Below are 23,397 nucleotides of genomic sequence, written 5' to 3'. Positions count from 1 at the left end.
CGATAGTGCCACTGTGGTTTTTGAGTGACGGTGGCATGGCTAGATCGCCATCGACTTCCTCTGATCGGCCCAGCCGATTGACAGGCGACCAGCGATGTCTTCCCTGGCGAGCACTCGGGTGGCTTCACTCCACTGTGCGCCGGCGTCGACAAGGCCGTTGGCGTACCGCGACCTGAATGGGTCGGGTCGTTCCTTCAGCTTGGTGAATTCGCGCAGACGCTCCTCGAGCGCTTCGAGATCGTCGATCCAATCGGCGTCGATGGTCTCCGGCATGGTGCCGAACACGTCGCTGCTCACGCGCAGACGTTCCGACAGGACGCGGTACACCTTCTCGTCGACGGTCCCTGCGTAGGTGAGGTTCGCCATGTCGACGCGATCGCGCGTCTGCCCGAAGCGCTTGATCCGACCGATGCGTTGCTCGAGCCGAGACGGATTCCAGGGCAGGTCGACGTTTATGAGGGTGCCGAGGGTCTGCAGGTTGAGGCCCTCGCAGGCGGCGTCCGTGGCGACGACCAGCGATATCTCCCGATCCGCCACCAGCTGCTTGATCTTCGGGCGCAGCACGTTCGTCGAGACGCCGCCCTTGATGATCCGGGACTTGCCCGCCCCGGCGTACAGAGCGACCGGCTGTTCCGGATAGGCTTCGCTGAGCGCCTCCGCGATCCAGGCGGCGGTGTCGTAGTACTGGCTGAACACGATGGCACCGAGTTCGCGCCAGGTCCGGCTGCCCGAAGGGTGCTCGTCCAGGAAGTAGCGCACCGCCCGGAGCTTCGGGTCCGACGCGCCCGTGAGGGCTTCGATCAGATCCTGAAGGTGCTTGCGCTCGGCCGCCAGGCCGGAGAACGAGGCGGCGCCGAGTTCCTCCTGCGCCTCCTCGTCGAGTTCCCGCTTCCCCAGCAGCGCCTCTGCGGTGGCGATCCCGGCCGCATGACTCGAGCAGATGCGCTGGAGGAGCAGCGTCTTCATGAAACCGGCGGCCTTCGACCGCTTGCGGTAGGCGGCGGTGAATGCCTCCGCCGCCTTGTACGCGCTGTCGAACGCGTCCGAAGTGCCGATGCTCAGGCCATCGAAGATGTGTGAAGGCAGCGCTACGTCCCGGTTGGGGTGCGTATCGACGGGGAGCTTCGGAATGAGGCCCATGTCCTCGAGGTCGCGGCGTTTCCGGAGAACGATATGTCGAAGCAGCGGGTTGTGGCTTCCCCGCTGGAAGTAGGCCAGCCCGTCCTCCTCCGTCACCATCGCGTTGTCCGCCTTCATCTCCAAGACCGGATTGGTGATGTCGGCCGCCAGCTTCGTCAGGACCCAGTCGTCCTTGCCCATGTCGAACTCGACGCGGAGATCGGCGATGATGTCGTCGTCCCGCGCCGGGGGCATCGGATTGACGAGGTAGTCCCAACCCTCGCGGATCGACTCGAAGCGGCGCTCGCCCGTGAGCACCGGCATGGCGTTCTCGGACTTGTACCAGGGAGAGAACGCGTTCCCGAGGACGAACTCGGTGGACTGGTTCAGCGCCTTCAGCAGGTCCCACAGGTCGTCGATGTGCGTCTGGATGGGGGTGGCCGTCGACAGCAGCAGGTGCTTGGATCGTTCGGCTATCCGCACGATGAACTTCAGGAGGTTGTTCGGCGTCCGCTCGTCCTGCCCCATCGGCTGCGATCCGCGCGCCTTGTGGGCCTCGTCGAGAATGACCATCCCGAACCGGCGCTGAAGCAGGTGCTGCGCCTCCGTGCCCTCCTTGGGACGCCCGTGTTCATCGATCCCATGGACGATCAGTCCCGTGGAGACGATGCCGATGGCATACGGGCAGCGGACGACGTCCGGTGCGCCCTGCCCCTTGATGACGCGGCCATCGGGGTCGATCCAGCACTTCTTCGTCGAGTTCCAGCGCGCGGTCGGCATGGCCAACCGATCCTTCAGTTCGATCTGCCACTGCTCGGTGAGCGTCGATGGGACGAGGATCAGGACCGGACCATCGTTCAGGATGACCGAGACCAGGGCCGATGCAGCAAGCGACAGGGTCTTGCCGACTCCCACCTCGTCGGCCAGGAGGAGCCTGGTCCGCTGATACACCGATCTGTGGTCGAGGAAGATGCTGACGAACGCGCGCTGCCACGGCTGCAGGGACTCGCCGTCACGGTAGATCGGGGTCTCGACGAGTGCGGCCTGCGGCACCTCATCTGGCGCCAGCCCTTCGACCGAAACCTCTCGACGATCCGCGAGGCGGCCGATCTCCTTGATGATGACGTCGGGCAGCGGCACGCCGCGGTCCCAGAGCGCATCAAATTCGGCCTGGACCCAATCGACGCCTTCCTTCGAGCTGTCCTCCCAGACGAGTTCGTAGTTGTGCGCCCAGGCGGCCCGGGTCTCGTTGATCGATCCCATGAAGGCCAGAGCACCGCCATCGCCGTGGATCACGCCGGCCTTGCCGTGAAGGAAGGGCGCGATGGAACGCGGGACGACCTTGACCTGCACCTTCCCCGAAGAAAGCAGCTCGTACAGTTTCGCGTATCGATCGCCGTGAAGGGCTGCGTCGATGATGGAGTCGTCCTCCACGAACTTCCGGAACAGCTTCGCGTCCCGCACCTTCTGCGCGGCCTGGATGTCGAGTATGTCCAGGTCGGCGTTCGCTACGATGCGGACCGTTCCGATCGCCTCGATCTCCTCACCGACCAGCTCGAATATGGACGACCGGAAGTAGCCGGCGATCCGGTCGTAGCTCTTCGCGGATCGCAGGCGGTCTGCCAGATAGACCTGGCTCAGCCGTCCATGGCGGGAGGAGAAGCGGGACAGCCCCCCACCGTCGGCGAACAGGGTCATGCTGGTGGGGGGCATTCCCGAGCTTGCCACGTCAGAGCTTCTCGTTACGCAGGATGTTCGCGAGGAGCGCCGCGTAGCGACCCTCCTTCTGATCCTCGCGTCCGCGCTGGCTGGCGATGTATTCGGCGATCTCGATCAGATCCTCGCGGCGGCGATAGTAGCCATCGACCATCTCGTGGAGCTGCTGCGTCACCACGTCGGGGTCGATCTCGGCTGATAGTTCCCAGATGCCGTAGAGCACTGCCCGAACGAGACCCTCACCGAAATTTGGAATTTCGAAGCCGGTCCGTCGCTTGAAGTCGGACGCTCCTTTGATCCGCGCGGTGTTCGGCCGCAGATCGGCCATCAGGACGCCGTAATCGGGCACGCGGAACGCGCGGGCGAAGTTCTGGTAGTTGTCGAGCTTGCTCAGGCCTGCCGCTTCAAGATCAACCATCTTGAGGTAGAAGCGCTCCGTCCCGCTCAGGCTTTGCCAGAGCCGTGGGGTAAGCCCGGTCGGCACCATGTGCTCGTTGGCGACTTGGACGGCGTAATCGATGATCCGTTCGACGAACCCCTGTTCACCCTTCTTGCGGGGACGGCCAGCCTCGGCGGTCATGTCGCGTCCGTCGATGCGGGTGTAGCCCGTCAGCACGCGAAGAGCGGCGGCATAGCCTGCCATCTGCAGATCAGCATCCTCGAAGAGGTTCTCGACGCGACCCGCGCCCTTGAGCTGTTGGTTGAGACCGACGAGCGTATCTATCTGCCGCGCGACCTCGCCGCGGACTTCCTGAGCGATCTCATCCTCGTAGCCGCTTTCGCCATCGTTCCGCTTGCGAAGGACGAGGATCACCGTCCCTTGAACGTGCCCTCCCTTCCTGAGTTCGGTCGACGTCTCGGTGGCGATATACCACGCCGCTTGGACTTGAAGGCCGGCTCCCCAGAAAATTTGAGCCATGTCCGCCCATACCGCTCCGGACTGATGGGTAAACATTACGATCTGGAGACCGTTGTTCGGCATGTTTTTGGCAAGAGCACTGTAAGCCGCGACCATCTCGCGGCGAAACTCCTCGCCCTCACCTTTTATTGCAAGAGGTCGTCGCGAGTCCCATACCCATTGATCGAACGGATTCGGTGGTTGCTTTCTTAGCCACGCGATGAAGAACTCGGTAATTTCGTGATAGTTGACGGCGTCCGCATAAGGTGGGTCGGTTATGCCCAGATGATGCTGGATCGCGAGTGCCGAGGCAGGTTGGTTCAGGATCGTAGGCGCCGCCTGAAGAGTAGTGCCAGCGGAAGACATCTCCATCAGCCGCAGGTAGTCGCGGCTAGCATACGATCCATAGTTCAGCATGGTGTTCAGCGCCTGGTTGCTGAACACGTTGGTCGGTTGCCCGGTCGACCCATTATTGTTGCTCCAGCGGTTCAGCTTGGAGGAACGATCAAGAACTCGCGCAAGCGCGATGGCGCCGATGGGCGAGCTGTCAACTTCCCGACACAGGGCGAAGAAATGAAGCTGACGAGGCGTGAACAGATGGTGCCAATGCGTCCAACCCCGAGTCCTTATCGGCTCGCTCGTCTTTGCGCCGGCTTCGATTGCCATGTCTGGTATAAGCCCGGCAGCCTGCCACTCAACGATGTTAGTCTCGACCAATGCCCGGACTTCGTCCTCACGCCGCACATCCTCGGGCTTGACTGAGGCGAAGAACGTCTGGGGTCGAGCATTGCTGACCGTGCCTCGCCGCATCCACAGAATCGCGTAGAGCCGCTCTTGGAACACATCATCGGGGCGGGGTGCGACATCCGTCTTGCTCCAGAGCCTCAGCTTGGAAAATTTGGACCCGTCGGTGCCTCGCTCGAGACCCCGAAGCGACTTCAGAGACGTGCGGTAGGTCTCGCCTCCAACGCTATGGACAAGATTGTCACCTTGGACAGTGCCGAGGGCAGCTGCCTTGAGCCTGTCCGGACCGACGCCGGAGTCGATCTCGATTGCATAACGCTGGTGTTCCGGCTCGGGAACAAGGCGAGCGACGACACCCTGAGCCTTAGATATAACCAATGTCGGCAGCATCGGCACCATCCACCCGGTCTGGGGGCAGCGGGTTTCCAAGCAGTACAGGAACGCCTTGGTCTGGTTGCCATCGGCGTCGTGTTCGAAGCCGAGAGCTTGCATCCTTGCGGAGATCTCGCGAGCAGCATGCTCCTGAGACCTCTTCCATTCTGCTTCATCGGTGTTTGAAGCGCCAATGATATGACCTGCACCCCAGCTTAGCATGCAGGCGATCGGATTCAGGTCGGTTCCTGTTGAACGGCAGCCTGTCCGGGCCGCTTCGAAAGGAATCGAGCCGCCACCGGAGAAGGTATCAACGACGTGTGGCTTCTCGCCGAAGCGCATCACGCCAAGTTGGTTCACTAGCTCCGGGATCGATCGAGCAGTCGTGCCGAGGTGCTCGTTCACATCGTTCCAGATGTGGTCGAACGCATCATCATCGAGATGCTCAGAGCGTGCGGCAAGCTCCACTCGCTGCTTGTAGGGAAGGGTTGAAACCCACTTGCCGATAATAGCCCGTCGTTCCTCCGGGTTCAGATCGCGCCGCCATCCCACGCGTCGTTTCTCGATCGCGTCTGACCATTCGTCGATCAAATTCGAGTTGGGCGTGAGCCGATTGACGAAGGCCGCTGATAGCTCCTCCGCAGAGGCGGAACCTTGCAGTGCTATGGTTGAGAGATCGGCTGCTGCGATGCCCTCGGCGCGATGTCCCATGCCGTTCTCATCGAACGCCATGAGTGCCTCGAAGGTCGCCAGATCGCGTTCGGGATTATTGGTGGCCGGCAAAAGAGCGCCAAGAACGCACGCCCGTACAAGGACGAGTGGCTTGCGACCTTTCCAATAGGCGCCCAGCGGGGTCAGGGTCTGAGACTGCTTGGCGTCGCGCTCCTGCTCCGCTTCAATCGAGATCTGGGTGCTTGGCCAAACTCGCTCGATCATCGTAGGAGCATCGCGCAGGGTGTGAGCCTGAATCTTCGCAAGTCTGGTGGCCGCGTCGTCCCGCATGTGCATCAAAGATCCTCGAAGCTGATCTGGCGTTTATTGTCGGCGTCGACTGCGCCGGCGCCCTCGGTCAGGCCGATGCGGATCGCCTTCCGCCAGCCCTTGTCGATATCCTCTGCGCGACCAGTCGCGTGGACTGCCATCGAGTAGAGCCACCAGCGCTCCTCGGGACGGAGACCGATCCAAGCGTCGATCGCCGATGAGACGAGATCGGCATCGCAGCTCTCAATGGCCCATGCCAGGACGCACATCTCACGGCCAAGCAAGCGATGAACGGGATTGTCGCCCGTGGTCCATTTTCCAGCTGCCATTTTTCGACTGCGCAGGCGCTCGTTGAACGCGGTCTTCAGTGGCGTCGCGATCTGGCGCCACCGTTTCTGATCCAGTCGGCAACGCACGACCCGATCCGACCGAGTGTTGGTGTTCGCATCGTACTGCGGTCCGGCAAGGCCGAAGTCCTCGACCAACACGACGGGTTCGCGGGCGTTCTGCGGTATCTGAACCACGAAACGCTGCGGATCCATCTCGGAGGTGGGTACGCCGTACCCGATCGTGGCTATGCTCTTGCTCGCCAAGGCGCTTTCCTTCCGTGAACCACCGATTGCTCGATGGGTCACTGCTGCTCGATCTGAGTGCCCGACACCGTCTCGCCGATCGCGCTCATGAACGGATCGATCTCGGCGGCGCGATCGACAGAGGCGCTCCGCCAGGAGACCTTCACGTCGGCCATCTCGTCACCGAGCCGGGTCCGGGCGAACTTCGCCGCTTCCTCGATGGTCGCGGCATCCACGCCGACATCGGCACCGAAAGAGGTGCTGATGTTGTTCGTTCCCGAACCAACGACGACGAGCACCGTACGGAAGACGAAACCCGCTTCCTTCGCCTTCGCGATTGCGGCGTACACCTTCTCGGTGGAGCCGAGATTGATCGGCTTGTTGATGGATGCCGGCCGTTCATGATCGATGGCCTGTCCGGCGCCTTCGCGCCGGTTGACCTTGAATTCCTTCTTCACGCTCACGCCGTCGGCTTCGGCGTACGCGAAGATGGTCACGTCGGTGCTGCCATCGAGCTTGATCGGCCCCTCGTAGACCTGTCCTTCGCTAGAGTTGGTGCCGTCGGTGTTCCAACGGATCGTCCCCGTCGGCTTGACGGTGATCTCGACCTCGTAGCCGCTGCCGACCGGCGTTGGTTCATGGGTGAGATGCAGACGGTTGATCCACTCGAAAGGCTTGCCGGGCTCATGCCCACCGTCCGGGTCGATCGCGAGGAACCAGCGCTTCATGTCGGTGGTCCGGACGGTGGTGTCCTCCAGGATCGCCGAGTCCTTGGTGACGTTCGGATCGTTGGCCCAGTGGATGACGGGGTTCGAACCGGCGTTTTTCGGGCTTACGAATAGCGTCGCTTCGCCGGTCTTCTCGTCGAAGCCGGTCACGTCCACCGAAACGGAGGTCTTCTCCTTCTCGAATGGACCCTTCTCGATCCAACCGGTACCGCTGTCGCGCCAGTCGCCTCGGGACATGGCGAGCTTCTTCAACTCGTCGAGCCCGGTACGGGGCAGCCATATCCAGCGGACGGCCGATGCGGCACGATCGACGACGTCGGCCCAGCGGACCTTCCGGTCGTTGGCGGGCCACAGCATGTCCTCTGCGCGGGCGCGCAGCATCGCGTAGCTCTCCTCGACGGACAGGATCAGCTTCCTGGATCCCATGTCCGTCAGAGCCTTCTCGACCGCGGTCTCGCCATCGAAGCCCGCCCCCTCCGAACGCCGGTGGGAGTCGAGCTTCAGCGCCGTCGCGACAAGACCATCGCCTTCGCCCGGGACCCTCATGGGAACCCAGAGCTTGTTCAACGTCGCGGCGATGGTCGTGTAGACGTCCATCTCTGCCTCTGACTGGCGCTTTTCGAGCTCGGCGAGGTTTTGGCTGCCGGGGCCTTCCTGCCGAAGGACCGATGCGATCGCATAGGCGAGTCGGATGCGCTCCTCGACCGAAGCGAGGCTGTGCCCGTCACCACTGACGATCGCGAAATTGTTCTTCTCGGTCGTCTCCTTGAACAGGCGTTCGGCGGTCTCCGGCGGGACGCGTGCGTCCGGCGAGAGGACGAGGAGCAGTCGGTCGCCCTTGGTATCGATGTCCTCGATCCTGGGGAGCGCCAGCACCTTGCCGTAGGCGGAACGCCGCTTGGTGGCGAAGATGTCGAGCAGACGACGCGCGAGGTCCTCATCGACCTTGGGCTGGGGCGTGATCTTCGCGAGGTTCTCGATCTTCTTGGTGAGGTTCTCGTTCTTCGAGAAGAAGAAGGCGCCGTTGTCGCGCTTGTGGAGATACCAGGAGGCCTGCCGCAGATCGGCGAAGGCCTGGACGAACTCGCGCTCCTCGCGCCCCGGCGAGATGAGATAAGCCAGGACGTCGGCCTCGAGCAGGCCTTTCACGGCATCGGTGGACTCTGCAAGCGAGGCCATCAGGATGAGGCGCGCGGCCTGGCTGGCCGCATCGTTCTGAGCCGCAGCGTCGATCGCCTCCGCATGGGCGTCGCTCGAACCGGTGTCGACGATGTCCTGCGTGATGGCGGCATCGAGGTTGTAGATGTTGTTGACGAAGTCGCGGGTCTCGCGGTCGGCGAGGTCGAGGTGCTGCGGACCGAGGAGATAGACGTCGTTGAACGGACGCCGCTGGGCGGACTTCACCATCAGGGCGGCGATTGTCATGAGACCGCGCGTCTGGCGGAAGCTCTCGTTGTCCTTGAAGGTGGCGACGATCGTCTTGAGACTGGGATGGAACGGATAGGTCGCGGCGACCTCCTCCGACATGCGCTCGGCGGACCGCTCGACGATCTTCGCCTTGGCTGCGTCCGCCAGCAGCTGACCGTAGGCCGATGCCACGGCCTCCACGGTCGCCGGGTTCGGCTCCTCCTCCAGCAGCCGCTTCCGAAGGATCTTGTAGATGTCGTCGGAGCTCAGATCGACTGGGGTGATCGGCTTCGTCTGCCGTTGCGCCTCGTTCGAGATCTGCGAGATGATCTTCGAGAGATCGCCGCTCGCGCGGTATTGGCCGACCAGCGTCGACATAACGATGCACAGCCGGGGCAGCTTGGTCGCCGCGGAAAGCAGATTCGAGATCGCGGCCGACGTCACGTCGCCCAGATGGCCGGCGCCGACGGATATGGTGACGGCGTTCTCCAGGTACGGCGGTAGTTCGTCGAACAGGATCAGGACCGGCTCGTCGCCGATGAGATCTCGCCAGTCATCCTCGTTGGGCGCCCGTGGGCCGTTGACCCAGAAGCGGGAGAACTGATGCTCCTTGCCCAGCTGTCGCGCGACGCTGCCCCAGAGCAGCACGTCGTGCGGGATGTTCCGGCCTGAGACGACGACCACCTTCGCGACGGAGGGCGTGAAGCCCTGCACGATCTTCGGATCGATCTCGGCGGCGATCTCGGGATGAGCGGCTAGGTAGCCCAGAGCGAGCATGGAATGGGTCTTGCCGCCACCCATCGCCTGACGCAGCTCGAAGGCGGCCTGAGCGTTCTGACCTGCGAGACGCTGGAGCGCGGCGCGAAGGAGGAATGCCATGCCCTCGGTTATGAATGTCTTGTCGAAAAAGGCTTCGGCCGCGGCCTGATCGTGGCCGACGAGGTCCGTGAGATCCTCGATCTGCTTGGTCAGGGCGAAGTCGATGGCGTCCTGCCGGAATTTGCAGGCGTCGCGGATGGTCTGCAGCATTCAACAAGCCCCGTTCTTGCTTCGCTCGACGAGCGATATGAGTTCCCTGAGATGCTCCGCCCGGTGGCGAAGCAGCGAAAGAAGGCGATCCGGCAGATCGTTCGGCCGAGCTGAACCGGCCGCCCAGTTCCTGACGGTACGATCGGTCACCTTCAGATCTCGCGAGAGAGGTGTCTGCCACTGCGGACCGTACAACGCCTCTCCGACGAGCCTGAGTAGATCGGATCCCCCTTCTTCCATTTCCTTTTTATAGGAAATTCTGAGATTTGCGCAAACGCTTTCGAAGTCCTGCGCCCTCCAGCCGACCGACCGCCACCACATATCGCATCCAGAACGGATGCTTGATCAGACGCGGAGCTGAGACGTTTTCTTCGGGGAGCCAGACCTCCCCCTTCCGATGCGTGAGCTGCGCGTATAGTCTCGGCGTCGAGAGGGAGCTTCCATGTCTAACGTCACGTCACGTCCGCCGCAGTTCACTGTCGTCATCATGGGACGCCTGCTCAACAACCTCGGGATCAACATGTATGGATCGCTGGGCAAGTGCCTCGTCGAATTCGCGGCGAATGCCTACGACGGAGACGCCACCACGCTGGACATCGACCTCGATGTCGATGGCATCCAGCGCGCCCGGCAGGAGGTACGGGCGGCGGCGAAGAAGCATCATGCGGAGGAGCTGCGCGCGCTGACCGAGCGCCGTACCGAAGAGGAGAGGATCGCAGCCGAGGCCGGGACCGTCATGCCGCCGGAGGCGGAGAAGCCGGTCATGAGCTTCGTCGAGGATCCGCTACCGGATCTGACGGTGGTCATCCGGGACAACGGCCATGGAATGCTTCCTGACGAGGTCCAGAACAAGTTTCTGCCGATCAACCGTGACCGGCGATCCGACCACAACGCGAACGGGCTACGAACCGAAGCCGGCAAGCGCTACGTGATGGGACGCAAGGGCATCGGCAAGCTGTCCGGCTTCGGCGCTGCCCTCAACATGTCCGTGCGCACCAAACGGAAGGGCGAGACGTTCGCGACGACGTTCGACCTTCGTCAGGACGATCTGCTGAACGCCGCCGACCTGGGCAAGGTGCCGATCGACGCGATGTATGAGGAGGGGCTGCCGCTCGAGGATAGCGGGACGACGATCACGCTGAGCGGCCTGAAGTGCGACTCCATGAAGTTCTCGAAGGAGCAGCTGGAGGACGCCCTGGCCAACGCGTTCTATCCAGTTCGTCCCAGCGAATTCGCAATCAGGATCAACGGACAGCCGATCGCCAGACGGACAGGTGACGTCGTCTACGTCTGGCCTGAACATCTTGCGCGCAAGGAGGATGGCGCGATTCTGAATGCGCTGGCCGAGGATGGTCCTGACGATGTCGCGGAGACCGATGACGAGGAAGCTGCCGTTGGAGATGCCATCGCCGAGGTGTCGCCGGACGTGGTGCTGCCCGAGCGCGCCGACGACGTCGAGCCGATGGCGGAGGATGAAGTCGGCGACGACGACATCGGGCGCCTGAAGTTCCGCTACGTGGTCAAGTTCAAGAGCAAGAGCCTCGAGGCCGCGAAACGCGGTGCGCGCATCTACTGCAACAATCGGCTCGCATTCGGTCCCAGCCTGCTCGACATGAAGACGGGCATGCACAACTTCATGGCGCACCAGTACATGGAGTGCATCATCGAGGCCGACGAGCTGGATCGCCAGAACGTCGACCTCATCAGCACCGATCGCGGCGATCTGCTGCGCGACAACGAGCTCGTCGACGCCTTCGTCAAGCGCGTGACCGAACTGATGGAACAGGCCATCAAGGACAATGGCGGCGTGAAGGAGAGGAAGGCGGGCGAGTTCATCAAGAACGCTCCAGAGATGGAGGAGATCAGGCGCAGGCTCAAGCAGCTTCCGGCTACTCAGCGTGCGGCCGGTCGCAAGGTGATGAAGGTGATGATCGCCAGGTACGGCGGTCCATCCGAGGAATTCCAGCTTGTCGCGCCGCTAGTCATGGAGTCGATGGGGGCCGGCGAGGTGCTGGTCAATCTGATAGAGATCGCCCGCAGTCCCAAGGACATGGCGCAGGTCCTCAGGGAGCTGCACGCTCTACGCAAGGTCGAGGAAGGCGATGCTCTCAAGATCTACAGGGGCCGCCAGAACGGCATCATCGCGGTCGACAAGTTGACCGATGAGGGTGAGAACAAATGGAACAAAGGGCCGCGCAACGAGGCGGAACTTCATGCGCTGCTTCGGGACAACCCTTGGCTCATCAGTCCGGAGCTGTCGAGCTACGTCAATAGCGACGACGATCTCGACAAGGTCCTGAAGGCCCTGTCGGTCGAGTTGGAGATTGATGCCGGTGCCAAGCCTGCGACCGACGAAGAGAAGCAACGGGATGCGACACGCCCGGATCTCGTGTTCGTTCTGGGAGATGGCCGGCCACGGCCCGATACCGTCCTCATCGTCGAGCTGAAATCGACCGACATCCCGCTGGAGATCGCTCACCTCGAACAGCTCAGGCGCTACATGCGCAAGGTGAATGAATGGCTGAGGACTGAGTTTACGGGTCGCGGATACGAACCTCGGGTACGCGGCGTGCTGATCGGCGCCATGCCCGCTACGAATACGATCAAGGAGGGTTGCAAGGATCTGCTCAGCAGGATCACCGAAGACGGCCCCGGCGCAGCTTGGGAGGTGATCGGTCTTCGCGATCTCGTCAGTCGCTCGAAGGCCATTCACAAGGAGATGATCGGTGCCCTGCTCCAGCACGAGAGGGACAATCCTCCTGAACTGGAAGACGAGGATGACGTCGATGACGATGATGGCATCGGCCTCGAGGACGCGGCCGAATAGCCTGATCGCGCCGGATCAGGCAGCCGCGCGGAAGCCCTGTGTGCGTATCGCTTCGACTACGGTGCGGCATACCGCCTCGGCAAGCGGCACCGGAACCCCGTTGCCGATCTGCCTCGCCACCGGGTAGGGCCTGCCGACGAAACTCCAATCTTCCGGCACGCCCTGCAGCCGGGCTCCCTCTCTCAACGACAGGGTGCGGTCTTCAGTGGGATGTAGATAGCGGCCCTTCGACGGGTTCTGGAACGTACAGCGCAGGGTGTTGGCCGGCTTGTCGGGATCGATGCGCCCCCAGACGTCGGTCGCCTGGCAACCCACCTTCGTCCATGACGGAGGGCAGAGGTGCGGGGCCTTGCGCATGATGTCGCGCTTGTCGCCCTTCGGCGGCACCAGCGCTATGCGGTCGGCGGCAATGCCCTTGGGGATCGGCCAGACGTGCATCGAGTCGTGATCGGCAATCGGCATCGCCAACACCTGGCCAGCGGTACGATGCGCCGCATCCGATGGTTCGGGACGCGCGATCGCGCCGATCCTGCTGGCGATCGTGAATGAGCGACGACGGAACTGGGCGGCCCCGTGGTCGGCGGCCTCCAGCTCCCAGGCATCGACCGTATAGCCCTGCAGTTCGAAGGCCGCCTTCAGCTCGACCCATCTGGTCGAGCGAAGGAAGGGCGGGACGTTCTCCACGATCACCACCGACGCTCCCGTCCGCTCCGCCCATGCGGGAACGGCGAGCGCCAGCGCATTCCTCTCGTCCAGCGGATCCTGCCGCCCGAGAGTCGAGAAGCCCTGACAGGGAGGCCCTGCGAGCAACACGTCGATCTGGGGCAGATCGCGAGGCTCGTCGACCGACCCCACGACGCCCACCGGCGCGACGTTGCGATTGTAGCTGGCGATCGCGTCCTTCGACAGATCGATCGCGAAGGCCGGGGTCATTCCGGCGCGGACGGCCCCCGCGCTGAAGAGCCCGGCGCCGCTGAACATGTCTGCAAAAGCGATCCGCATAATCACATAGCTTTTAATGCGAATATGCGATATATGCAAGCGCCATGGACCACCAATCGCTGTTGAAGGATCTAGCGAAGCGGCTGAAGACCCCGGGTCTCCCCTCTCAGGTGGAGATCGGCAGAGGTGCGGGCGTGGATCAGCCCTTGGTGTCGCGCGCGCGCAAGGGACAGCTGATCCGTTACACCGATCGGGTGAAGCGTCTGGACGAATATGTGAGTATGCGAGTGGCGATGCTCCCGCATCCGTCTTCGACCCGAACGCGAGGCCGACGCAACGCAGGTGTTGCGGTGGACCGCGAAGTGATGGACCGTTGTCGCGACTTCCTTGCGGGCGGAGGAGATCCGAACCTTCTGCTCGATCAGTTGGCCCTCCTACGGAGGGCGGTGTCGTCGACCAAGTGATGCCAGCGATTGCCAACCATCGCTGCGACACCCATCCGCACTGAGAGATGGACGTGGATGGGAACGGCTCGGTTGCGATATGCGCCGAGCCGTTCCCACCTTTCCCATGAATCGTCGACCGTGGTTTAAGCGATCGCCTGCATCGCATCGCTCGTGTCGATGAGCGCCGCCGCCGCGACCTCCAGCATATGATGGGTCAGCCGGTCCGATCCGTAGCGGGTCGCCAGTTCGCCCCACGCCGGCCATCGGTCCATCCGGTGACAGATCCATTCGTAGAAGCGGTCGCGCCGCTCCGTCGTGCCCAGCCCGAGCGTCCATACCGTCTCGAAGATCGGCACGACACCGTCTCCGCGCTTCGACAGGATGATCGACGGCTGCCCGCCCTCGCGTCGACGGAGAAATGCGACGTCCCAGCGGGCCGCGGCCTTCTCGACGCGCGCCAGCCTGTCCTCCCGCCCCTCCGGGCCGAGGCCGAGCTCGCACAGCTGGGCGATGGTCGCGGCGGACGGTCGCTGCCTCCGCACGTCGTACGGGCGGGTCGCAAGCAGCATGTGGATCACGGCCATCCCCTCCGCCGTCACGGCCTTGGCACCGCGGCCATCCTCCGTCAGTTCGACCAGTCCTTCCTGGGCGAGCCAGAGGTGGAACAGGAGGAGGTACAGCTTGCTGGACTGGAAGATGTCTCCCGCCTGCTCACCGATCGTCGGCTTGCGCCTGATCGTAGCGACGAGCACGGCATGCATCGTCTCGAGCAGTTCGTGCGGCGTCCTGCCGAAATGGTCCGGCATCCGCAGCCGACCGTTCCAGAACGCCGCGCGCATCGATGGCCAACGTTCGCCGGTCTCCTCGTCGACGAAGACCGTCTCGCCATCGACGTGTTCGCCCCGCAGCCAGTTGCCCCAGGGCAGCTCGGGATCGCAGACGCGCGGGGTCAACGTCTGTACTCCAGGTTCGAGGCGGGGATGAGTGTCGGACCGGGATCGGCTGCCCGGGGGTCGCGGTCCTCTCCGATCGCCTTCAGCTGTGCCGCGAGGCGCACGCACTCGCCGTAGACGAATGCCTCGGTCTTGTAGGTGGGATCGTCGACGCCGAACGCCGGGGTCTTGTCGCTGCCTGGATGGCGGGTGTCCAGCGGGACGAGGTCGTCCCGCTGGTCGCAGCTGAAGCCGAACCACCATGCGTCGTCATCGTCGTGGCCATCACGATCGTCCGCGACGGTCCTGCGGACCTCCCGCCGGGATCCGAGGTCCACGGCGACGTGGCAGATGCTGCGATCCTCGGGCGCATCGCGCTCGCAGACGTGCGAATAGTCGATACCGCCGTGCACGCCGATCATGATGCCCAGCATCGTGCCGTATTCACGACCGAACAGCGGATGGCCCGGGGGGACCGCGACGTATCCGCAGAGGTGCTGATACAGCGGCGATCGGCGGATGATGCAGGCGTATCCGGACGCCGGATCGGTCCAGGCGATCTTGTTCGCCTCGCCGCTCCACGGCCCATCCGCGGTGGGGTGCACGTCGGCGATGCGGTAGACGGCATCGACCTTCACGAGGCCACCGTCCTCCCTGAGCGGCAGGCGTGCGCCAGCGGGCGGCTTGACGATAGCGGGCAGCGAGACGGCGTTGGGCTTCTTCTTCGGCATGTCATTCTCCTTGGGATGTCATCCGCACGGCGGCGCATGGATGGCGACGATGGTGCATCGCCGACTGGATCGGGGTCGCTGCTCAGGCGTGGAGGAGCAGCCACTCCTCGTTGAAGTCCTTGCCGGCACGGGGGACGAGGTCCTCCACGGTGAGACCGACACTGGCGTACGCCGCCATCGCAGCGGCGGCGGCGATCCTGCCCGGTTCGTCCGCATCACCGCAGACGATCACGCGTCTGACCGCCGCCGGGAACCGGACGTGCGGCAGGTTGCCGTCGCCCACCGCCGCCCACACGCTGGCGCCCGGGAACATGAGCCTCACCGCCAGTCCGTCCTCGACGCTCGCCGCCAGCATCACCGTCTCCGCGACGGGACCGAAGCGGACGGCGCAGCCCCGCACCCGGCCGAGCGACAGCCTCGGCGTGCCCCGCGTCGACTTGCGCCCCTCGTGGTCGAGGAAGGTGCGCTGGATGCCACCTACCCGGCCATCGCGGTCCTGCAGCGCCGCGATCATCGCCGGCTCGCGTCGACCCTCTCGACCGTCCGCATCCCACCAGCGCGCGACGTGCGAGTGGCGGATCGATCCGGGAATATCGTCGCCGATCCCGCGGTTGATGAAGTACGTCTCGCTCAGCGACCAGGCGATCGGCATCGCTTCCCGCCAGATCTGACGCGCTCGCCTCACCGACTCCGCGCGACGCATCGCGACGAGGTCCGGGTTCTCGAGCATCGTCGGCACGACGATCGCGGTGCCGACGAGATCGAAACATGCCTGCCGGAAGTCGACGTGATGGAGACGCCGGTGGAGCTCGATCACGTCGCCGCCGGCTTCGCAGCCGTGGCAGTGGAAGACCCGCTTGCCCTCGTTGACGAAGAAGCTGGCGGTGTCCTCCGGGTGGAAGGGACACAGCCCCTTCAGTTCGTCGCCGCTCTTCTTCAGGTCGGTCGCTTCTGCCGCGACCCGGGCGATCGAGGTCTCCGCCTTGATGCGGGCGACGTCGATGCGCCCCTTCCCGTCCATGTATCTGGCCGGGAGGCCGATGCTGTCCATGTGCATGCTCCTTCGCTGGTCAATCGCCACGTTCGCGGTGGTCTGGGGCCTCTTTCCTTCGGCCCCTGCCTCCACCGCCCGGCTCAAGCCGGCCGGCGCCTCCGCGCCGCAGTCACTTTCATCGGAGATCCGCCCGCGCGTCCGCGCGCGGGCGCAACCATCCCGACCCGGCGCCATGGCGCCGGGCACCCTTCACGAACTCAGCTCGAGCGGCGGGAATGCAGGTCGTTCGCACCACCGCCGCCGAGAATGACCCGGGTGACGGCATGGGCCAGCACGAACGGCGACGGAGGACGCAGTCCCATGCGGTACGTCCACCAGTCGGCGGCCGCCCGCTGGTTGAGCAGCATGTCCTCGCGCTTCGTGCCTTCTGGCCACTCCGGGCCGATGCCCGCCTGCGCAGCCGCCACCAGCATCGGCGTTCCGAAGTCGACGAGCTGGCCGAAGATGGAGTCCCGGATGAGCGCCAGGCTCCAGTCGAAGGTGCTGGTTGCGGGCACGTTCGCCGCCAGGATCTCCTTCGCGTAGTCCTCAGTGTCCAGGTCGCAGGTCACCACCTTGCCGTAGGTGTCGACGACGAGCGGGCCACGCGTCCTGGTCCCCGCAGCCGCGACCACCGCCGCCGCAGCGGCATATCCCACCGCGACCTCGGTCATCCTGCCGGACGGATCGGGCAGCTTCAGCAGACCCTGCTGCCGGTCGATCAGTTCGATCGGAGCCGCCGCGATGCTGGACGCCGAACATCCGAGGAGGGTGGCGAGACGCACGAGCAGCGCGGGCGGCTCGGAGCTGGTCTTCGATGCGCGGTGGATCAGCGCGATCTGGTCGGGCGAGAGGTTTCCGCTCGCGAGCGGAAGGCGGTGTACGTTGTCCATGACGATGTCCTCGTTGTCGCCGGCCCGCTGGACGGAGCCGGTCGCTGCTGACTTGCTGCGTTCTGCCGACGCCGCGGCGGGTCGCGGACCCACGACTGAAGCCGTGGGCCAGCGGAGGCAGGCGGATCAGTTGGTGGAGTCGTACTCGCTGGTGGTGATGGCGCGGTTGCGGTCGATCCAGACGTCGAGATCGTCCGGGTGGTACCTGACGGCCGTCCCCAGCTTGATGAAGCGGGGCGAGTTGTCGCCCTTGCGGCCGTAGAGGCGCATCTTCTCCAACGTGTTCTTGGCCAGCCCGCAGTACGTCGCGGCCTCGGTGGTGGTCATCAGCCGGCGGCGCGGCGCCTCGTCGTCGTGATCGGCGGCATTGGGCGTCCTGGCGGGGCGGTTCTTCCCGGAACCCGCAGCACCGATCGAGACGACGTAGCCGTTCGGGCTGACCATCCTGGCGGTGTTCGGGCTGATGTAGTTGACGTTCATGCTTCGCCTCCTTGGCTGCCGGACCGGAATGGCCTGGCAAGTCCGTGGTAGGAGGCGGAAATCTCGTTCAAACAGTCCGAATGTCGTCCCGCAGGGGGTGAGATTGCAGCAGGAGATTTACCTGGATCTGTCAGAGGAATGGCATACCGAAAAGGCCCACCCGCCAGTTGGCGGATGGGCCTTGGATCAGAACCGGAGTGGGGCGTCGACTATGCGGCCAGTCGCACGCCTACGAGATTGAGGGTGTCACTGGACGGCGCGACTGCGTGCCAGGCGGCGAGCAGGGTCTCCTTGGGCAGTGTGCCCTCGGCGACCTTGCGACAGGCGTCCCACACGTCGGCAGGCCAGCGTCGGACCACGTGACGGATTGTCCCGTCCGGCTGTATCGGGCCGAGCAGGATCGGCCCCTTCATGACCCCCGTCACCTTCACGCCGCGGAAGTGCGTCGGCGGCACGAAGTCGCCGTCCGCATCAAGGAACGGCAGGATCGGATCCGTGCCGAAGGTCGGCGTCTCATCGAGGTAGCCGATCATCGCGGGGGATGCCGACGACACCTCGACGTGATCCGCGTCGAGGAGGCGGACGGACAGGTACTCGTTGTAGCGGCCTTCAGGCAGCGCGATGACGGTGCAGTCCACCGTTCGGAAGGGAACGCGATCGTAATCGCGCGCGTCGCAGTGATCCGCGACCGGAGGCCGGTCGCCATCGACGGCGGGGCCGTTGGCGGAGACGTAGGTGCACGACGTCGGCGACCAGACGATGCAATGCGACGTGTTGCTACGGGTGGTGTGCCGGCAGACGTAGTTGATCAGCAGCAGGCGTTGGGCTTCGGTCGGCGGCGTGTCCTGAAGCATGCCGAACGCATGCAGCATCCTCTCCACGTCGTCGCCCTGGAGGTCGACGAACAGATCGACACGCACGTGCGTGTTCCGGTCCAGACCGGTTTCGACGATGTGCGGATACTCGCGGTCGGTGAGCTGAACCTTGGCCATTTCTATTTCATCCCTGGGAATGCATCCCGGATGTCTTTCCATGGATTCTCTCGTCCATCCGAAGATCCGCGTCCTTCAGTGCCCCCTGCGCGGCCCCTGCGGTCCTCGACGTCGACCTGGCCTGGCCCACTCTGGGAAGTCCGGCAGCAGTCTGGCGCGGGCCCGTTGGAAGACCTTCGCCGAGAACTCCCGGTTCGTCCGCGCTTCGACCGCTTTCTTCAGCGCTTCGCTGGTGATGTCCTTGTTCTCCGCTTCGCTGAGATGCTCGCGCATGGCGTCCTCGCAGATCTTCTCCACGTACGCCGTAGGAGCCTGCTTCGGTGCACCGAGGAGTCCGTCGTCGATCACGGTGATGCCGCCGTCGTTCAACGACACCTGGTTGTCACGGGCATACGCGCGCAGCCGTTTCTCGAGCTGGTTCCCGTCGACGAACACGAGGTGGGTGCCGGATGAGCCCGGCGCCGTGCGATCGCCCGGCGTCAGCCGGCAGGACGCGATGCGATCGATGGGATCGATCAGTTCCCAGTCGCCGGGATCGATCGGGATCGAGGGGGAGCCGTCCTGCGGCATCCCGATGGTGCTGATTCTTCCGCTGGCCGCCAGCAGGGCGATCCCGCGTGCGACCGCCCTCACTGCCACTCGTCCAGCGTGACGGTAGTTGTTGTGGGCGTCGGCTCGATCGAGGGCAGCCTCCTCTTCCTCGGTCCAGTCGTCCGGACGCCAGAACCCCGCTTCGACGTCGGGGTCGACGCCGATGACGCCCGAGCCATCACGGTAGGGTGACCATTCCGGATGACTCAGGAACAGGTCGGGCCGCGGTTGGGACATCTCGGTCCGCCCCGCGGCCACGAAGAGGTCGTCGTACCAGGGGTAGCACATGACCCGCGCCAGTCGCATGGCGACGTCGGCCAGGAAGGCGTGCCTGCTTGCGGGCCACTTGGCCGGATCGCCGTACCACTTCTCCCAGTCGGCCGCTTCGATCGGGTCTCGCGCAACCGACTGTTCGATGGACATCCGTCATTCTCCGACCGGCGTTCAGGAATCTGCCGAGCGGATGGATTCTTTCCTCCCTCCACGGCATCCCATGAAGGTAGAGCGTTCGACCTTCCTGTGTCCACGGTGCCGATGGCCTGACCGCCAGGTCCTACTTCGCATTCCCCTTCCGGGCCTTCTTCACCCGTGCATCGTCGGCCTTGCGCTGCGGCCAGGTGGCGCGGATGCGCGTCCACAGCGGCTTCGTCTCGAACCTGCCCAGTTCGGGCAGGTCACGTCCTCCGGGCCAGGCGTCGGGACGTTCCATGATGCCGTCGAGATAGCCGTTCCAGATCGCGATCGCCCGATTGACCGCGGCCTTGCGCTGCGCACGGTTGTACTTGCTCTTCGGAACCTTGTGGCCGAGCGCGAGCTCGATGTCGTCGGTGGGCACGTCGAACGGCTCGTCGGCCAGGATCGTCGCGCCGGTGGTCCTGCTGTCGTGAGGGACCCAGTGCTCGAACGTGAAGGCGGATCCGCTCTTCTCCTCCGCCAGATCGAGGCGCTGCTGGATGTGGGCATCGATGCGCCTCCGATCCTGTTCCGCACCGACCTTGATCGACTTGCGACCATCGTAGCTGAAGACGAAGCCCTTCCTCCTCCTCTTGTCGGGGTGGAGGCGCTCGATGATCGCGACGACCTGCGGCGGCAGGGTCATGACGACCGGCTCGCTCTGCTTCGTCCGCTCCGCCGGCACGATCCATTCCCAGGTCGCCTGGTCGATCTCCTCCCAGACCATTGCTGCGATCTCCTCCTTCCGCCGCAGGGTCCGGAGGATGCATTCGTACACGAGGCCGTGCGTGTCGCGCATGTCGCTGCACGCCTCGAGGATGCGCTGCAGTTCGAACAGCTTCAGCACCCGCTCGCGCTCGACCCTGTCGGGCACCTTGTAGGCATCGGCTGCGGACCGGACGATCGTACCCCTCCGCTTGGCGTCGTTCATGATGACCTTGAGGTAGATGAGCCCCCAGGTCCGGGCCGAGATCGAACGCTTCGCGAGTTCGGCGAGGAACGCGTCGATGTCGGACGTGGTGATGCGATCGACGCGGACGTCGGGCATGAGGCCCGCCACATCGCGTGACAGGATGCGCTCGTGCTGCAGGATGAGCGGACGCTGCTCGATCCTGCGCCGTTCGATGTAGTCGGCGACGTACGTCTTCATGACCAGGGACCTGGAGGCGTCGGCCTCCTTGGCCTCCGCGCGACGCTTGTCGACGGGGTCGATGCCACGGCTCTTCTGGAAGGCATGCTCCTGCGCGATGTCGCGAGCCTGCGCGGGCGTTACGTCGCCGAGCCTGCCGATCGTGATGCGGCGCGCGGGCCGCATCGGCACGCGGTACTGGTAGACGAACACGACGATGCCATCGGTTCGGCGGTAGGCTCCGAAGCCGAGGAGACGGTCATCCCAGACGAATTCCTTGCGGCCTGGCGCGGACGGCGGGATCGACTTGACGGTGTCCTTCGTGAGGGTGCGGCGTTCTCGCGGCAAGATGGGTGCTCCTTCTTTTGGTCGGAGGCAGGATCGCATCGGCCTGAAGACGGTGCGCCCCATGGCATCCAGTGCCGTAAGTCGGGACTGCTGCGTTCACCTGGGCGGACTTGCAGCTGCCGGAACAGCACCCACCTATCCGGCTGGTGGTCAGTAGCGATCGCATGGCGGCATCGACCGGCCGGGTTCTCTTCCTGTTCTCAGTCTTCGCTGGCCTTCTAGGCAATCGCCGGGTAATCTCCACGGAGGAAACCGAAGCGATTTGGGTCGATCGTGGTCAGAGTCGTCAGAGAGCTAAGCCATTGAGCAGCCAGCAGGATAAGCCTCCACCCATCCGCAAGATAATCCACGTCGATCAGGACGCCTTCTTCGCCTCGGTGGAGCAGCGCGACGCGCCTGAACTCAGGGGCAAGCCGGTTGCGGTGGGCGGCTCGTCCGGGCGCGGCGTGGTGGCGGCGGCGAGCTACGAGGCGCGGGCGTTCGGCGTGCGCTCGGCCATGCCGTCGGTCACGGCGCTGCGGCGCTGCCCGGACCTCGTCTTCGTGCGCCCGCGATTCGACGTGTATCGCGCCGTGTCGCAGGCAATCCGCACGATCTTTCTCGATTACACGCCGCTGGTCGAGCCCCTGAGCCTCGACGAAGCGTATCTCGACGTCACCGCCAACCAGCGTGGGCTGCCATCGGCCACCGCTACGGCAGAGGAGATCCGCGCGCGCATCCTTGCCGAAACCGGGCTCACCGCCTCGGCCGGCATCTCCTACAACAAGTTCCTGGCGAAGCTCGCCTCCGACCAGAACAAGCCGAACGGGCAGTGCGTGATCCCGCCATCGAGGGGGGAGGCATTCGTCGCCTCGCTGCCGGTTGCCCGCTTCCACGGCGTCGGCCCGCGCACGGCGGAGAAGATGGCGCGGCTGGGAATCGAGACGGGTGCGGACCTGAAGGGCTGGACGCTGGCGGACCTGACCGCGCGCTTCGGCAAGGCGGGAGGCTGGTATCATGCCATCGCCCGCGGGCAGGATCATCGCGCCGTCAGCCCGGACCGCGTGCGCAAGTCGTCCGGTTCCGAAACCACCTTCCACAACGACCTGCATACGCCGGAGGAGGTGGAGCGCGGCATCTGCGCCATGGCGGCGGACGTATGGGAGTGGTGCGCGCGGACCGGCGGGCGAGGGCGCACCGTGACGATCAAGGCGCGCTTCTCCGACTTTCGGACCGTCACGCGCAGCCGCACCCTCAACCTGGCCGTTGGCGACCGCGCCACGCTGGACGCGGTCGCGCTGGCGCTTGTCCGCACGCTCTATCCGCTGCCGATGGGCGTGCGGCTAGTAGGCGTCACCCTGTCCGGCTTCGACACGCCCGCCCCGGCACCCGTGCCGGAGCAGCTCGACTGGCTGGCGGAGGTCGCATGATCCAGGCCGACCTGTTCGGAGCGTCGCCGCCGATCCCCGGCCTGGCCAGTAGCGACGAGCTGGTCTCGCCGCAGGAGGAGCGTGACCTCGTCGCCCGGATCGACGCGACGGACCTGACGCCGTTCCAGTTTCACGGGTGGACCGGCAAGCGGCTGACCACCTCGTTCGGCTGGCACTACGATTTCGACCGCGGCGGCATGGCGCAGACCGAGCCGATGCCGGGCTGGCTGCTGCCGATCCGCGACCGTGCCGCCGCCTTTGCCGGGCTGCCGGCTGACGCGCTCGCCCAGGCGCTGCTGATCCGGTACGATCCGGGTGCGGGCATCGGCTGGCACCGCGACCGCCCGGTGTTCGGGCATGTGGTCGGCCTCTCGCTCGGCGCGCCCGCGACCATGCGCTTCCGCAAGCGCCGTTCGGGCGGGTTCGATCGCGTCGCCGTGCCGCTGCCGCCGCGCGGTGCCTACCTTCTGTCCGGCGAGGCGCGTCACGACTGGGAGCATTCCATTGCGCCGATGGAGGTCGCCCGCCACTCGATCACCTTTCGCAGCCTCGCGTCTCCCCGCTGAGCCCCCGTCAATGCGGCGGGAGCCATCGACAGCCATCGTCCATGCGTTTACAGGCGGTG

The 23,397-nt window shown here is 64.7% G+C and carries 17 protein-coding genes; 4 read left to right on the top strand and 13 right to left on the bottom strand.

Annotated features, from left to right (window positions below; genetic code table 11):
- Positions 1 to 39: 39 nt before the first annotated feature.
- Genes DVW87_RS02665 through DVW87_RS02650 form a run of 4 tightly spaced genes read right to left on the bottom strand, consistent with a single transcriptional unit; the run spans position 40 to position 9,566 of the window.
- On the bottom strand, positions 40 to 2,817 hold the full coding sequence (locus DVW87_RS02665) for a phospholipase D-like domain-containing anti-phage protein (RefSeq protein ID WP_181814690.1): 2,778 nt from the start codon (positions 2,815 to 2,817) through the stop codon (positions 40 to 42).
- Positions 2,818 to 2,848: 31 nt separating this feature from the next.
- Positions 2,849 to 5,857: an anti-phage-associated DUF1156 domain-containing protein gene (locus DVW87_RS02660; RefSeq protein ID WP_239017725.1), complete on the bottom strand. Its 3,009-nt coding sequence runs from the start codon at positions 5,855 to 5,857 to the stop codon at positions 2,849 to 2,851.
- Positions 5,857 to 6,423 (bottom strand): DUF3780 domain-containing protein, encoded by a 567-nt coding sequence (locus tag DVW87_RS02655; RefSeq protein WP_147276186.1) that lies wholly within the window; start codon positions 6,421 to 6,423, stop codon positions 5,857 to 5,859. Before DVW87_RS02655 ends, DVW87_RS02660 begins: the two co-directional genes overlap by 1 nt.
- A 38-nt stretch (positions 6,424 to 6,461) precedes the next feature.
- Entirely contained in the window at positions 6,462 to 9,566 is a 3,105-nt protein-coding gene (locus DVW87_RS02650) for an anti-phage-associated DUF499 domain-containing protein (RefSeq protein ID WP_114686204.1), read from the bottom strand.
- A gap of 442 nt (positions 9,567 to 10,008) precedes the next feature.
- Here DVW87_RS02650 and DVW87_RS02640 point away from each other — a divergent pair, with 442 nt between their 5' ends.
- Positions 10,009 to 12,393, top strand: coding sequence for an ATP-binding protein (locus DVW87_RS02640; protein WP_114686202.1), 2,385 nt, complete (start codon positions 10,009 to 10,011; stop codon positions 12,391 to 12,393).
- Positions 12,394 to 12,408: 15 nt separating this feature from the next.
- On the opposite strand, the gene DVW87_RS02635 is transcribed toward DVW87_RS02640, so the two are convergent.
- Positions 12,409 to 13,434, bottom strand: coding sequence for a DNA cytosine methyltransferase (locus tag DVW87_RS02635; protein WP_181814689.1), 1,026 nt, complete (start codon positions 13,432 to 13,434; stop codon positions 12,409 to 12,411).
- A gap of 5 nt (positions 13,435 to 13,439) precedes the next feature.
- Between DVW87_RS02635 and DVW87_RS17960 the strand changes: the two genes are divergently transcribed.
- A complete protein-coding gene (locus DVW87_RS17960; protein WP_181814688.1) occupies positions 13,440 to 13,799 on the top strand; it encodes a hypothetical protein in 360 nt (119 codons plus the stop codon).
- Between the two features lie 125 nt (positions 13,800 to 13,924).
- Here the strand turns inward: DVW87_RS17960 and DVW87_RS02630 are convergent, their stop codons facing one another.
- From DVW87_RS02630 to DVW87_RS02595, 8 genes are all read right to left on the bottom strand, one after another.
- Complete coding sequence (locus tag DVW87_RS02630) at positions 13,925 to 14,734, bottom strand: hypothetical protein (RefSeq protein ID WP_114686200.1); 810 nt, start codon at positions 14,732 to 14,734, stop codon at positions 13,925 to 13,927.
- Positions 14,731 to 15,444, bottom strand: coding sequence for a hypothetical protein (locus DVW87_RS02625; RefSeq protein WP_114686199.1), 714 nt, complete (start codon positions 15,442 to 15,444; stop codon positions 14,731 to 14,733). The genes DVW87_RS02630 and DVW87_RS02625 overlap by 4 nt, the downstream gene beginning before the upstream one ends.
- An 82-nt stretch (positions 15,445 to 15,526) precedes the next feature.
- On the bottom strand, positions 15,527 to 16,495 hold the full coding sequence (locus DVW87_RS02620) for a DUF7146 domain-containing protein (protein WP_181814687.1): 969 nt from the start codon (positions 16,493 to 16,495) through the stop codon (positions 15,527 to 15,529).
- A 200-nt stretch (positions 16,496 to 16,695) separates the two neighbouring features.
- On the bottom strand, positions 16,696 to 17,370 hold the full coding sequence (locus tag DVW87_RS02615; protein WP_147276184.1) for a hypothetical protein: 675 nt from the start codon (positions 17,368 to 17,370) through the stop codon (positions 16,696 to 16,698).
- Positions 17,371 to 17,496: 126 nt separating this feature from the next.
- Positions 17,497 to 17,850: a helix-turn-helix transcriptional regulator gene (locus tag DVW87_RS18210; RefSeq protein ID WP_220149779.1), complete on the bottom strand. Its 354-nt coding sequence runs from the start codon at positions 17,848 to 17,850 to the stop codon at positions 17,497 to 17,499.
- A gap of 209 nt (positions 17,851 to 18,059) precedes the next feature.
- Complete coding sequence (locus DVW87_RS02605) at positions 18,060 to 18,842, bottom strand: hypothetical protein (RefSeq protein ID WP_114686196.1); 783 nt, start codon at positions 18,840 to 18,842, stop codon at positions 18,060 to 18,062.
- Between the two features lie 75 nt (positions 18,843 to 18,917).
- Positions 18,918 to 19,856 carry a hypothetical protein gene (locus DVW87_RS02600; protein WP_114686195.1) on the bottom strand — a complete coding sequence of 313 codons (939 nt, stop codon included), beginning with the start codon at positions 19,854 to 19,856 and terminating at the stop codon, positions 18,918 to 18,920.
- A gap of 130 nt (positions 19,857 to 19,986) precedes the next feature.
- Positions 19,987 to 21,363, bottom strand: coding sequence for a tyrosine-type recombinase/integrase (locus DVW87_RS02595; protein ID WP_181814686.1), 1,377 nt, complete (start codon positions 21,361 to 21,363; stop codon positions 19,987 to 19,989).
- Between the two features lie 302 nt (positions 21,364 to 21,665).
- Here DVW87_RS02595 and dinB point away from each other — a divergent pair, with 302 nt between their 5' ends.
- Both dinB and DVW87_RS02585 read left to right on the top strand, forming a co-directional pair.
- The gene (dinB, locus tag DVW87_RS02590) at positions 21,666 to 22,772 is read left to right on the top strand and encodes a DNA polymerase IV (RefSeq protein ID WP_239017724.1); all 1,107 of its coding nucleotides are present in this window, start codon (positions 21,666 to 21,668) and stop codon (positions 22,770 to 22,772) included.
- A complete protein-coding gene (locus DVW87_RS02585; RefSeq protein ID WP_114686192.1) occupies positions 22,769 to 23,338 on the top strand; it encodes an alpha-ketoglutarate-dependent dioxygenase AlkB in 570 nt (189 codons plus the stop codon). The genes dinB and DVW87_RS02585 overlap by 4 nt, the downstream gene beginning before the upstream one ends.
- Positions 23,339 to 23,397 lie beyond the last annotated feature (59 nt).

The sequence above is a fragment of the Sphingomonas aracearum genome, assembly GCF_003345355.1.
Classification (GTDB): Bacteria; Pseudomonadota; Alphaproteobacteria; order Sphingomonadales; family Sphingomonadaceae; genus Sphingomonas; species Sphingomonas aracearum.
The sequence above is the reverse complement of the archived record's forward strand: the minus strand, read 5'-3'. Positions and strand labels throughout refer to the sequence as shown.